13 protein-coding genes are annotated in these 12,123 nt (G+C 71.6%); 12 read left to right on the top strand and 1 reads right to left on the bottom strand.

The genetic code is table 11. The annotated features are described in order from the left end of the window. Positions 1-53 precede the first annotated feature (53 nt). The 12 genes from BCF44_RS28490 to BCF44_RS28435 all read left to right on the top strand — a co-directional run bounded on the left by BCF44_RS28490 (position 54) and on the right by BCF44_RS28435 (position 10,812). Complete coding sequence (locus BCF44_RS28490; protein ID WP_116177481.1) at positions 54-1,319, top strand: glutamate-5-semialdehyde dehydrogenase; 1,266 nt, start codon at positions 54-56, stop codon at positions 1,317-1,319. A 22-nt stretch (positions 1,320-1,341) separates the two neighbouring features. Continuing rightward, on the top strand, positions 1,342-1,932 hold the full coding sequence (locus BCF44_RS28485; protein WP_116177480.1) for a TetR/AcrR family transcriptional regulator: 591 nt from the start codon (positions 1,342-1,344) through the stop codon (positions 1,930-1,932). 77 nt (positions 1,933-2,009) lie between these two features. Next, on the top strand, positions 2,010-3,212 hold the full coding sequence (locus tag BCF44_RS28480; RefSeq protein WP_116177479.1) for a cytochrome P450: 1,203 nt from the start codon (positions 2,010-2,012) through the stop codon (positions 3,210-3,212). Positions 3,213-3,254: 42 nt separating this feature from the next. Continuing rightward, the gene (locus tag BCF44_RS28475; protein WP_116177478.1) at positions 3,255-3,485 is read left to right on the top strand and encodes a ferredoxin; all 231 of its coding nucleotides are present in this window, start codon (positions 3,255-3,257) and stop codon (positions 3,483-3,485) included. Positions 3,486-3,609: 124 nt separating this feature from the next. After that, positions 3,610-4,200 carry a nicotinate-nucleotide adenylyltransferase gene (nadD, locus tag BCF44_RS28470; protein ID WP_116177477.1) on the top strand — a complete coding sequence of 197 codons (591 nt, stop codon included), beginning with the start codon at positions 3,610-3,612 and terminating at the stop codon, positions 4,198-4,200. A 267-nt stretch (positions 4,201-4,467) separates the two neighbouring features. Next, positions 4,468-4,848, top strand: coding sequence for a ribosome silencing factor (gene rsfS / locus BCF44_RS28465; RefSeq protein WP_116177476.1), 381 nt, complete (start codon positions 4,468-4,470; stop codon positions 4,846-4,848). Continuing rightward, the gene (locus BCF44_RS28460) at positions 4,845-5,453 is read left to right on the top strand and encodes a histidine phosphatase family protein (RefSeq protein ID WP_116177475.1); all 609 of its coding nucleotides are present in this window, start codon (positions 4,845-4,847) and stop codon (positions 5,451-5,453) included. The genes rsfS and BCF44_RS28460 overlap by 4 nt, the downstream gene beginning before the upstream one ends. After that, positions 5,450-6,166, top strand: coding sequence for a diglucosylglycerate octanoyltransferase (gene octT / locus BCF44_RS28455; protein WP_116177474.1), 717 nt, complete (start codon positions 5,450-5,452; stop codon positions 6,164-6,166). Before BCF44_RS28460 ends, octT begins: the two co-directional genes overlap by 4 nt. Before the next feature lie 11 nt (positions 6,167-6,177). Then, the gene (locus BCF44_RS28450) at positions 6,178-7,038 is read left to right on the top strand and encodes a DegV family protein (RefSeq protein ID WP_116177473.1); all 861 of its coding nucleotides are present in this window, start codon (positions 6,178-6,180) and stop codon (positions 7,036-7,038) included. 561 nt (positions 7,039-7,599) lie between these two features. Beyond that, positions 7,600-8,334, top strand: coding sequence for a ComEA family DNA-binding protein (locus BCF44_RS28445; protein ID WP_246015655.1), 735 nt, complete (start codon positions 7,600-7,602; stop codon positions 8,332-8,334). Then, a complete protein-coding gene (locus BCF44_RS28440) occupies positions 8,331-8,525 on the top strand; it encodes a hypothetical protein (protein WP_116177472.1) in 195 nt (64 codons plus the stop codon). Before BCF44_RS28445 ends, BCF44_RS28440 begins: the two co-directional genes overlap by 4 nt. Next, positions 8,518-10,812: a DNA internalization-related competence protein ComEC/Rec2 gene (locus BCF44_RS28435; RefSeq protein WP_116177471.1), complete on the top strand. Its 2,295-nt coding sequence runs from the start codon at positions 8,518-8,520 to the stop codon at positions 10,810-10,812. The genes BCF44_RS28440 and BCF44_RS28435 overlap by 8 nt, the downstream gene beginning before the upstream one ends. Positions 10,813-10,819: 7 nt before the next feature. Here BCF44_RS28435 and BCF44_RS28430 read toward each other — a convergent pair whose 3' ends face one another. Next, on the bottom strand, positions 10,820-12,058 hold the full coding sequence (locus BCF44_RS28430) for an ABC transporter substrate-binding protein (RefSeq protein WP_246015653.1): 1,239 nt from the start codon (positions 12,056-12,058) through the stop codon (positions 10,820-10,822). Positions 12,059-12,123: the final 65 nt, after the last annotated feature.

Here is a 12,123-nt window from a genome sequence, read left to right as displayed (position 1 = left end):
GCTTCGGGGCACCAGCTGTTCTCTGTCGAGCGAGATTGTTCTACAATCCGACAATGACCGACGACCTGCGGGAACAGGTTCACGAGGCCGCCAGGCGGGCCCGAGTCGCTGCCAAGGTACTGGCCACGGCCAACACCCAGCGCAAGAACACCTTGCTGCTGGCCATGGCCGACGCCCTCGAAGCCAACGCCGACGACATCATGGCCGCCAACGAGCGCGACCTGGCCGCCGGCCGCGAGGCGAACATCGGCGACGCGCTGCTCGACCGGCTCGCCCTGAACGAGAAGCGCATCGGCGGCATCGCCGACGGCCTGCGCTCGGTCGCCGGCCTGCCGGACCCGGTCGGCGACGTCCGCCGCGGCTCGACCCTGCCCAACGGTCTTGAGCTGCGCCAGGTCCAGGTCCCGCTGGGCGTCGTCGGCATGATCTACGAGGGGCGTCCCAACGTCACGGTCGACGCCGCCGGCCTCGCGCTCAAGTCCGGCAACGCGGTCCTGCTGCGGGGCTCCTCCAGCGCTGAGCAGTCCAACATCGCGCTGGTGAAGGTGCTCCGCGAAGTGTTGGCGGACAACGACTTCCCGGCCGACGCCGTGCAGCTGCTGCCGTGTCACGACCGTGCCTCCGTGCAGTACCTCATCACCGCTCGCGGCCTGGTCGACCTGGTCATTCCGCGCGGTGGCGCCGGCCTGATCTCGGCGGTCGTGCAGCAGGCGACGGTGCCGACGATCGAGACCGGTGTCGGCAACTGCCACGTCTACGTGGACCGCAACGCCGACCTCGACATGGCGCACCGGATTCTGATCAACTCCAAGGCGCGGCGGCCGAGTGTGTGCAACGCGGCTGAGACGGTGCTGGTGCACGCGGACGTCGCCGAGAACTTCGTGCCGGAGGCGGTCCGTCAGCTCGCGGCCCACGGCGTCACCGTGCACGGCGACAAGCGTGCGGCGGAGCTGGCCGACGTGGTGCCGGCCGTCGACGCCGACTGGGACACCGAGTACCTGTCGCTGGACATCGCCATGCGGGTCGTGGACTCGCTGGACGAGGCCGTGGAGCACATCGGCCAGCACGGCAGCGGTCACACCGAGGCCATCGTCTCCGACGACGTGCGCGCGGCCCGGGACTTCGTCGCCCGTGTGGACGCGGCGGCGGTCATGGTGAACGCGGCGACCTCCTTCACCGACGGCGGCGAGTTCGGCCTCGGCGCGGAGATCGGCATCTCCACGCAGAAGCTGCACGCGCGCGGGCCGATGGGGCTGGCCGAGCTGACCTCGACCAAGTGGGTGGTGTGGGGCGACGGCCACGTCCGCCCCTCCTCCTGACACCGCCGGTACGTTCACGGGCGTGACTTCAGAAGCGCCCGAACACCGCAGACGCGACGCGTCCGCCACCAAGGCGGCCTTGCTGCGCGCGGCACAGGAGCTGTTCACCGAGCGCGGCTACGAGCGGACGACCGTCCGCGACATCGCCGACCGCGCGGGCGTGAACCAGGCGCTGTTGTTCCGCTACTTCGGCACCAAGGAAGAGCTCTTCCACGTCGTGCTGGCCACCGAGAGCCGGGTGCTGATCGCCGAGTCGCCGGCCGAGCAAGTGCTGGCCCGGACACTGGCGAAGATGCTCAGCCGGGACATGGACGCGGCCCAGGACGGTGTGTGGCTGGCCGCGCTGCGCTCCAGCGGTCACGACAGCGCGGCCGACGCCATCCGTAAACAGCTGGGGGAGGACTACACCCGGGTGCTGGGCTCGCTGACCGACGCCGAGGACGCCGACCTGCGCGTCGACCTGGTGCTGGCCTGGATCGTCGGCCTCGGCATGCTGCGCACCGTCGTCCGCAAGGAGCCGCTGGTCAGCGCCGATCCCGGGGCCGTGGCGCGGCTCGTGCTGCGCGCGATGTCCGTGCTGCTCGAACGGGCCGAGACCGAACCGGACTGTTGACGCCTGATAACCAACTGCCTATCGTTCGGTGATGTAAGCGGAGGCTTACATCTCAGTTCGGCTTTGGGGAGCCCGACATGACGACAGTCGACCGCGGCGCGTGTCCGTACCCGTTCAGCGAGGCCCAGGGGCTGGAGCTCGACCCGGAGTACGGCCGGCTGCGTGACAACGGCGAGCTGGCCCGGGTGCGGATGCCCTACGGCGGCGAGGCCTGGATGGCCACCAGCTACGAGGACGTCAAGACCGTGCTGGGCGACCCGCGGTTCAGCCGCGCCGCCACGCTCGGCGCCGACGTGCCGCGGATGATGCCGCTCATCCAGAACGAGACCAACCTGCTCACCATGGATCCGCCGGACCACAGCCGCCTGCGCAAGCTGGTGGCCAAGGCGTTCACCATGCGGCGCATCGAGATGCTGCGGCCGCGGGCGCAGGAGGTCGTGGACGGCCTGCTCGACGACATCGAGGCCCAGGGCCCGCCGGCCGACCTGGTCGAGGGCCTCGCGCTGCCGCTGCCGATCACCATGATCTGCGAGCTGCTCGGCGTGCCCTACGAGGACCGCGACAAGTTCCGCGCCTGGTCGGACGCGGCGCTGGCGTTCAACGCGTTCACCCTTGAGGAGATCCAGGCCGGCCGCGACGGCCTGCGGGAGTATCTGGCCGGCCTGGTCGCCCAGCGCCGCGAGCAGCCCACCGACGACCTGCTCGGCGTGCTGGTGCAGGCCCGTGACGAGGAGGACCGGCTGTCGGAGGCCGAGCTGGTCCAGTTCGGCGTCACCCTGCTGGTCGCCGGGCACGAGACGACCGCCAACCAGACCGGCAACTTCCTCTTCACGCTGCTCAGCACCCCGCACCTGCTGCGCGACCTGCGGGAGAACCCGGAGCTGCTGAACCCGGCGATCGAGGAGATGCTGCGGATGACCCCGCTGGGCACCGCCGCCGGCTTCCCGCGCATCGCCACCGAGGACGTCGTGCTCAGCGGCACCCTGGTCCGGGCGGGCGAGGCCGTGATGACACAGCTGGCGTCGGCCAACCGCGACGGCGGGGTGTTCGACCACGGCGACGAGATCGACTTCCACCGCGAGAACAACCCGCACATCGCCTTCGGCCACGGCGTCCACCACTGCCTCGGCGCCCAGCTGGCTCGGCTGGAGCTCCAGGTCGCCGTCGGCTCGGTGCTGAACCGCTTCCCCGACCTGCGGTTCGCCGTGCCGGTCGAGGAGGTGCCGTTCAAGACCGGGCGGCTCATCCGCGGCCTGCGGGCACTGCCCGTCACCTGGTGATGGAAGATTGAGGCGTTCCTGAACTGGCTGGAGGAGGACACGGTGGCAGACGGCCGCTGGAATGTTGCGATCGACTCGGGCACGTGCATCGGCTCCGGCGTGTGCGCCGGCACCTCGCCGAAGTACTTCAAGCTCGACGGCGGCTACGGCACGCCGGTCGCCGACGAGGTCGACGCCGACGACGAGGTGGTCACCGCCGCCGAGTCGTGCCCGATGGAGGCGATCCTGGTGCGCGAGGTCGGCACCGACAAGGTGATCGCGCCGCTGGACTGAGAGTCGCCCGGGGCGCCCGCTGCCGGCGGGCGCCCCGGTTCACCTCGGCCGCGGGATTAGCCGTTCCTCACACTTCGGCGCGCGCGGCGGCCGTCCGGGTGATGGCTGCCTACGCTGGACCGTTATGACCGACAAGCGCCGGATCGGGGTCATGGGCGGCACCTTCGACCCGATCCACCACGGCCACCTGGTGGCGGCCAGCGAGGTCCAGGCCAAGTTCGAGCTGGACGAAGTCATCTTCGTGCCGACCGGCCAGCCCTGGCAGAAGTCGGGCAGCGGCGTCAGCCCGGCCGAGGACCGCTACCTGATGACCGTGATCGCGACGGCGTCCAACCCGCGCTTCTCGGTCAGCCGCGTGGACATCGACCGCGGCGGCCCCACCTACACCGCCGACACGCTCAGCGACCTGGCCGACCGGTTCCCCGACGACGACCTGTTCTTCATCACCGGCGCGGACGCGCTGTCGCAGATCGTGTCCTGGAAGCGGGTCGACGAGCTGTTCACCAAGGCGCACTTCATCGGCGTCACCCGGCCGGGATTCCGGCTCGACGGCCACCACCTGCCGCAGGGCTCGGTGAGCCTGATCGAGGTGCCGGCCATGGCGATCTCGTCCACCGCCTGCCGCGACCGCGTGTGCGCGGGCCTGCCGGTCTGGTACCTGGTGCCGGACGGGGTGGTGCAGTACATCTCCAAGCGCGGCCTCTACCAGTGCTGAAGACGGGAATCCCCCGATCCGGCGCCTGGATCGGGGGACCCGTACTCGTCAGTCCTGGCGCGCTATCGCGTACGCCCGACGGGACGAAGCGCGAGCGCGCCGAGAGACTTCCCGAGCATTCGCACACCTCCCTTCGGTTGGGCCACCCCTTGCGGCCGTGTGCCGATATCTGATCGCGACGGCGCCCGCCTGGTCAACGGGTTTTTCGCGAGACCGGGGACGGTACCCTTTGCACCCGACCCTCTGGACAAAACCGCAAGGAGTGACGTGGCAGCCACCGACGAGGCACGACGGCTGGCGCTGGTGGCCGCGAGCGCGGCCGCCGACAAGAAGGCGCACGACATCAAGGTGCTGGACGTCTCCGGCCAGCTGGTGATCACGGACTGCTTCGTGATCGCGTCGGCGCCCAACGAGCGTCAGGTCGGCGCCATCGTGGACGCCGTCGAGGAGAAGATGCGCGAGGCCGGCACCAAGCCGGTGCGCCGCGAGGGCGCCCGCGAGGGGCGCTGGGTGCTGCTCGACTTCGTCGACGTCGTGGTGCACGTCCAGCACACCGAGGAGCGGGTCTTCTACGGCCTGGAGCGGCTGTGGAAGGACTGCCCGGAGATCCCCTTCGACGACGGTTCGTCCAGTGAGGACGGTTCATGACCCTGAGCAGAATCCTGCTGTGGCGGCACGGGCAGACCGAGCACAACGCCAGCGGCCACTGGCAGGGACACCTCGACTCCCCGCTCACGGAGATGGGCCGGGAGCAGGCGCGGGCCGCCGTGCCGGCGCTGCTCGCGTACGAGCCGCACCTGGTGGTCGCCTCCGACCTGCGGCGCGCCACCGACACCGCGAAGATCCTCACCGAGGCGAGCGGGCTGCCGCTGCGGCTGGACAAGCGGCTGCGGGAGACCGACATCGGCGACTGGCAGGGACTCACCTCCGCCGAGGTGGACGTCCGCTACCCCGGCGGCATCCGCACCTGGCAGGCCGACCCCACGTGGGCGCCGCCGAGCGGCGAGTCCCGGGTCGAGGTGGCGACACGGGCCCATGAGCTCGTGAACGAGCTGGACGAGGAGCAGTCCGGCACCGTGCTGCTGTGCGCGCACGGCGGCCTGATCACGGCGCTGACCGCGCAGCTGCTGACCATGCCGGTGCCGATCTGGCCGCAGCTGGGCGGCCTGAGCAACTGCCACTGGGCGGTGCTGGCGCGGCGTCCCGGCGGCGACGGCCGCTGGCGGCTGCTCACGTACAACGCCGGCGCGTGAACCTGCTCGTCGTCGGCGACTCGCTCTGTTTCCACGGGCCGGTCGGGCCGCTGGCCGCCGACGATCCGCGGCTGTGGCCGTCGGTGGCGGCCTCGTCGCTGGGTGGCGTACCGGAGCTCATTGCCGGCTTCGGGTGGACGGCGCGCGACGCATGGTGGGCGGTGACGGGGGATCCTCGGTTCTGGGCGGCGCTGGCCCGTGCCGACGTGCTGGTGCTGGCAGTCGGGGGCATGGACACGCTGCCGTCGCCGCTGCCGACGTACCTGCGGGAGGGGCTGCGGTTCCTGCGCCCGGACGGTCTGCGTCGGCGTGTGCGCGGGGCGTATCTGGCGGCCCAGCCGTACCTGTCCCGGCTGCTCGATGGACGGCCCGTGGCGCTGCCCCCGCGGCTGACCGAGCGCTATCTGGGCGACTGTGTCCGGGCCGTGCGTGCGTTGCGGCCGGGGCTGCCCGTGGTCGGCTTCGTACCGCCCGTGCACCGTGCCGCTGTGTACGGCTACGTCCACACCGGCCGTGCGGCGGGGGAGGCGGCGGTGCGGCGGTGGGCGGCGCGGTACGACGTGCCGCTGCTGGACGTGCCAGCGCTGACCGGTGATCATGTGCGCGGCGGGCATGGCAACCCGGACGGCATCCACTGGGGATTCGAGGCGCACCGGGCCGTGGGGCAGGCGTTGGCGGACATGGTCCGCCACGTGGACCGCGTGAACACGTAGGCTGGGCGGCCGTGTCCGTCGCAGTCGTCACCGACTCCACCGCGTACCTGCCGGAAGGCTTCGCCGAGCGTCGCTCGGTACGGGTGATCCCGCTGCACGTCCTGGTCGACGGCACCGAGCGGCTCGACGGCGTGGACTTCGGACCGGTGGAGCTGGCCGGTGCCCTCGGTGACCGGCGAACCGTCACCACCTCTCGGGCCAACCCCGCCGAGTTGGCCGCCGAGTACCGCAAGGCCCTGGACGGCGGCGCCGAGGCAGTGGTGGCCGTACACCTGTCCGGTGAGCTTTCCGGCACGTGGAACGCGGCGTGGATGGCCGCCGAGGAGGTCGGGCCGGACCGGGTGCGGATCGTCGACTCGCGGTCCACCGCCATGGGCCTCGGCTTCGCCGTCCTGGCCGCCGCCGACGCCGCGGCCGCCGGCGCGCCGCCCGCCGAGGTCGAGCGGGCCGCGACCAGGGTGGCCGCGCGGACCCGGGCGTTCTTCTCCGTGGAAACGCTGGAGCACCTGCGGCGGGGCGGCCGGATCGGCACGACTGCGGCCCTCGTCGGCACCGCGCTGTCCGTCAAACCCCTCCTGCACGTCGAAGACGGCCGGATCGTGCCGCTGGAGAAGGTTCGCACCACCAGTCGGGCCATTGCCCGGCTCGTTGATCTCGCCGCGAACGCCGCCGGGCGCGGGCCGGTGGAGCTCGCCGTGCACCACCTCGCTGCCCCCGAACGCGCTGCCGAGCTGGCCGCGAAGCTGGAGTCCCGACTGCCCAACTCGCCCGGCTGCCTGATCTCGGAGGTCGGCGCGGTGATTGGTGCCCACACCGGCACCGGCGTGCTCGGTGTGGTGGTGGTTCCGGGCGGGATGAACCCACCCGCCTGAGATTCGGCCGCGGACCAGCCTCGGCCCCGACCCGGTTGCGCGGCCTGACCGGCCTTGCCGCCTGCCGGGCTCGCGACCTTCTCTGCCGAGCCACCTGCCCCGGCCTGGAACCTGTCCAGGCATTGTCACCTGCTCGGCCGCAGGCCGGCCTGGCCAATTGGCCGGCCTTGCCACGTTGCCGGGCTTGCGACCTGCTCGGCCGCGGACCAGCCTCGCGATCTGGCCAGCCTCGCGATCTGGCCAGCCTCGCGATCTGGCCAGCCTCGCGACCTGGTCGGCCAGGCCGCTGCCGCAACCTGCCAGGCATTGCCACCCGCCCGGACGCGGACCGACCTCGCCACCTGCCCCGGCTCGCCATCTGCCCTGCCCCGGACCAGCCCCGCCGCCTGCTCGGCCGCGCCACCGCCGTGCCGCGGCCCAACCTTCCAGCATGACACCTCGACCACACCACCGGGCCGCCCGAAGATCATCACCGGCCGAGTTGTCCACAGCCCCCGACTTGTCCACATCTCGATCTTGACGCGGCCTCGGGCGCGGCCGCCGCGCCCTAGCGTCGACGGCGTGCTCGATCGACTGCGCCCAGGCGCCTCCAACCACGCGGAACAGGTGCGGCGACGCCTGGCCGAGGTGCTCGGCGGCGCCGTGCCCGAACCGCAGGAGCAGGATCCGCCCGCGAGCCGGGAGGGACCGTCGGTCGAGCGCTGGCTGCCCGGAGGCGCCCGGGTCCGCCGTCCCCGAACGGTGGTACTCGCCCTTGCCGGCGTGGCGTTGCTCGCCGCGCTGGCCGCTGCCCTGGGCATGTGGCTGAGCCGGCCCGTGCTGGAACAGCCACCCGCCCTGCCCGTCTCCGCGTCCCCAACCACCGCGCACACCGCGGGGACGGGCAAGGCCGGGCCGCTGGTGGTCAGCGTCGTCGGCAAGGTCGCCAAGCCGGGCCTGGTGACGCTGCCGGACGGCTCACGTGTGGCGGACGCCCTGCGCGCCGCCGGCGGCGCGCTGCCCGACGCCGACCTGACCCAACTCAACCTGGCCCGCAAGCTGTCCGACGGCGAGCAGGTCGCCGTCGGCGTGCCGCAGCCCGCGCCCGTGCCGGGCCAGCCGCCGGGCAAGGTCAACCTCAACACCGCCGCCGAGACGGACCTGGAGACGCTGCCCGGCGTCGGACCCACGATGGCGCAACGGATTCTCCAGTGGCGGGCCAAGAACGGCCGCTTCCAGTCGGTGGACCAGCTCCGCGAGGTGGACGGCATCGGCGCCACCAGATTCGACCGCTTGAAGGACTTGGTGCAGACATGACCAAAGCTCGGTTCCCGCGTTCGTGCCGGCCGCATCCCGCGCTGCCGGCCGGCTCGCTGGCCTTCGTGTGCGGACAGCGCTTCTGGTGGCCGCTGTGCGCCGCCGCCGTGCTGGCGGCGTTCGAGGTGATCCGCTTCAGACGGGCGCTGCCACGGGCGTTCGAGAAGGAACTCAGACGCCGCCATGACTGACACACGGATGCTGCCGGTCGCCCTCGTGGTGTGGGCGGTCGCGACCGTCGGCCTCGCCTGGGGCTGGCAGTTCAGCTGGCTGCTCGGTGTCCTCGCCGTCGCCACGGCGTTGGTTCTGGCGTTCCGGTCCCTCCGCTGGCGTCCGCACGCGGTGCTGGTGGTGGCGCTCGGGTCGCTGGCGACCTGTTGGATCGCCATGGTGATTCACGCCTCGGCGTCGGATCCGCTGCGGCAGCAGGCCGAGCACGGGGCGATCGTCACGCTGCGCGTCGAGGTGTCGGAACGGCCGAAACCCTTGCGAACACAGGGGTTCGGCAGTCGGCAGGGCGGCGCGGACCGGGTCCTCGTGCCGGCGGGCGACATCGTCGTGCTGGCCCAGGCGTCCGGCTGGGCCGACCTGCTGCCGGGCCAGTCTGCGACCGTCACCGGACGGGCGGCCCCCGCACGTGGCGGCGACCTCACGGTCGCGGTGGTGCAGGCGCGAGGATCGCCTTCCGAGGTGACGCCGGCCCCGGTGTGGCAATGGGTCGCTGCGGCGTTGCGAAGCGGCCTGCGTCGGGCGTCGGCGGTGCTGCCGGAGGAACAGGCCGGGCTGGTGCCGGGGCTGGTCGTCGGTGACACGACGAATCTGTCGCCACGGGTGTCGGACGAGTTCACGGTCGCCGGCATGACGCACTTGCTCGCCGTCAGCGGTGCCAACCTGGCGATCGTCGCGGGTGCGGTGCTGTTCACGATCCGGTTGCTGGGCTGGGGACCTCGTGTCGCCGGCGTCGGCGCGGGCCTGGCGGTGATCGGCTTTGTCATCCTCGCCGGGCCGCAGCCGAGCGTGCTGCGGGCGGCGGTGATGGGCGGCCTTGCGCTGCTGGCCCTGGTCATGGGCCGGGAGAGATCGCTGCTGCCGGCGCTGGCCTGGTCGGTGCTGGTGTTGATGCCGATCGACCCCTCACTCGGCATGAACGCCGGATTCGCGCTGTCGGTGCTTGCGACCGGGGCCCTGGTGCTGGTCGCGCCGAACTGGGCGGCCAAGCTGCGGGCAAAGGGAGTGCCGCCGGGCGTCGCGGAGGCGGTGGCAGCGCCGCTCGCCGCGCACCTGGTGACCGCGCCGGTGATCGCCGGCCTGTCCGGCAAGGTCAGCGTGGTCGCGGTGGTCGCCAACGTCGTCGCCGAGCCGGTCGTCGCGCCCGCCACCGTGATCGGAGTGCTCGCCACCGTGGCCACGCCCGCCAGCCAGTGGCTGGGGGAGTGGTTGGCGCGGGCGACGAGTCCGGAGGCGTGGTGGCTGATTCACGTCGCCCGCTACACGTCGTCGATGCCGTTGGCGACCGTGCGGTGGCCGAGCGGGCTGCTCGGCGCGGTGCTGCTAGCAGCGGTACTTGTCGCCGGATGGGCGGTGCTGCGTTCACGGTGGCTGCGAGTGGTCGCCGGGGTTGTCGTGGTCGGCGCGGTGCTGGTGTTCATACCGGCACGGCTGACCGGATCCGGCTGGCCGCCGACAGGGTGGGCGATGGTGAGTTGCGATGTGGGGCAGGGCGACGCGCACGTGCTGTCGACGTCCCAGCCCGGCCGGGTGGTGTTGATCGACACCGGGCCGGACCTCAGCTCGATCGTGGGCTGCCTGCACCGGCTCGACGTGGTCAGCATCCCGCTGATCCTGCTCAGCCACCTGCACGCGGATCACGTCGGCGGGTTGGCCTCGGTGCTCGACGACTACCCGGTCGGCGCGGTCGGTGTCGGGCCGCTGCACGAGCCGGCGTGGGCGTGGGACCAGGTCCGCCGGCTCACCGCCGCCGCCAACGTCCAGGAGGTGGATGTCGTTGCGGGACAACGGTTCGAGTTACCGGGGCTGAGCCTGGACGTGATCGCGCCGAGGGATGTGCCCAGTCACCTGGGCCCGGACGCCGAGGGCACGCCGGTGAACGACGCCTCGCTGGTGCTGCGCGCCGACACCGCCGCCGGACGGATCCTGCTGACCGGCGATATCGAGTTGGAGGGGCAGGCCGATCTGCTGAGCACCAACCAGGATCTCGCCGCCGACGTGCTCAAGGTGCCGCACCACGGCAGCCGGTACTCGCTGCCGCGCTTCCTGGAACGGGTGCGTCCGCGGGTGGCGCTGGTCAGCGTCGGCGCGGGCAATCCGTTCGGGCATCCCAGTTCGATGATCCTGGACGCGCTGAGACAGGAAGGGGCAACGGTGTTGCGTACCGATGAGGACGGCGACTCGGCGGTCGTGGCGAGCCGGGACGGTCCGCTGATCGCCCGGCGGGGTTCGCCACGGACCGTCCACTAGCGACGGATCACCCCTTGATGTCGGCCCACGCCTGAGTCCACGCGCCGTAGTCCTCGCACTTGACGTCGGTGCGGCCGTCCAGGCACTGGGAGATCGGCGTCGTCCAGTAGGCGATCTTCGACGCGTACGCGGCATCGGCGGCGTGGTAGGTGGCGCAGTGCGTGGGGTCCACGGTCGCCGCACACGCCTTGGCGTTGGCCGGGGCCTCGCCGAAGTACTCGGCGACCTGGGCGTTGACCTTGGGGCTGACGATGTAGTTCAGCCACAGGTAGGCGCAGGTCTTGTGTTGGGATCGGGAGGCCACCATCCAGGTGTCCGACCAGCCGGTGGCGCCCTCGGACGGCACCGTCGACTCCAGCGGTACGCCGTCGTCCTTGGTGACGTTGACCGTCATCTGCCACGCGGTGCCGACGACGGCGCCGGCGGTGGTCAGCGACCGGCTCTCGGTGAGGTAGTCCGACCAGTAGTCGCTGACCAGGGGGCGCTGCTTCTTGAGCAGGTCGACGGCCGCCTGGAACTGGGTGCTGTCCAGCGCATAGGGGTTCTTGATGCCCAGGTCGGGCCGGTGCGCCCGCAGGTACAGGGCGGCGTCGGCGATGTAGATCGGCGAGTCGTAGGCGGTGATCCTGCCCTTGTACTTCGAGTTCGGGTCGAACAGGACCGACCACGAGGTCGGCGCCGGGCTCACCTTGTCGGTGCGCCAGGTGAGCAGGTTCGCACCCCAGCCGTGCGGGATGCCGTAGGGAGTGCCGTCGACGCTGTTCCACGGTTGGTTCTTGAGGAAGCCGAAAACGTCCGCGTAGTTCGGCACGAGGGAGGTGTTCACCGGTTCCACGTCGCCGGCGGCGATCAACCGCAGGGAGGCGTCGCCGGAGGCCGAGACCACGTCGTACTGCCCGGTCTTCATCAGGCTGATCGCGTCGTCGGAGGTGCCGAACGCCTTGACGTCGACCTTGCAGCCGGACTGCTGCTCGAACGGCGTCACCCAGTCGACCTTGGGGTCGTCGGAGCCGTCCTCCGCGTAGCCGGGCCAGGCCAGCACCGACAGCCGGCCCTCCGGTTGTCCGAGCCGGCCCAGCGCGGGCAGCGAGGGCGGGGTGAAGCCCTGGTAGCCGACGGAGGGCACCGGGTTGCCGCCGGCGGTGCCGCACGCGGTGAGCGCCAGTGTGGCCGCGAGCAGGCCGGTCAGCAGAGCCTTGTTTCGTCGACCATGGAACCTGGAGTTCCGGTCGTGAGTGACGATCACCAAGGGGTTGTCGTCACCACCGGGTAGCCGCTTGAGCGCTCTCCGTTACACGAAAGGAGGAAGAG

This window comes from Kutzneria buriramensis, from assembly GCF_003387475.1.
Classification (GTDB): Bacteria; Actinomycetota; Actinomycetes; order Mycobacteriales; family Pseudonocardiaceae; genus Kutzneria; species Kutzneria buriramensis.
This window is presented reverse-complemented; position numbering and strand designations above follow the sequence as displayed.

Bases quoted from the DNA above. Each gene is read 5' to 3' on its own strand.
- BCF44_RS28490 (WP_116177481.1), top strand. From the start codon at position 54: ATGACCGACGACCTGCGGGAACAGGTTCACGAGGCCGCCAGGCGGGCC.
- BCF44_RS28480 (WP_116177479.1), top strand. From the start codon at position 2,010: ATGACGACAGTCGACCGCGGCGCGTGTCCGTACCCGTTCAGCGAGGCC.
- nadD (WP_116177477.1), top strand. From the start codon at position 3,610: ATGACCGACAAGCGCCGGATCGGGGTCATGGGCGGCACCTTCGACCCG.
- BCF44_RS28460 (WP_116177475.1), top strand. From the start codon at position 4,845: ATGACCCTGAGCAGAATCCTGCTGTGGCGGCACGGGCAGACCGAGCAC.
- BCF44_RS28440 (WP_116177472.1), top strand. From the start codon at position 8,331: ATGACCAAAGCTCGGTTCCCGCGTTCGTGCCGGCCGCATCCCGCGCTG.
- BCF44_RS28435 (WP_116177471.1), top strand. From the start codon at position 8,518: ATGACTGACACACGGATGCTGCCGGTCGCCCTCGTGGTGTGGGCGGTC.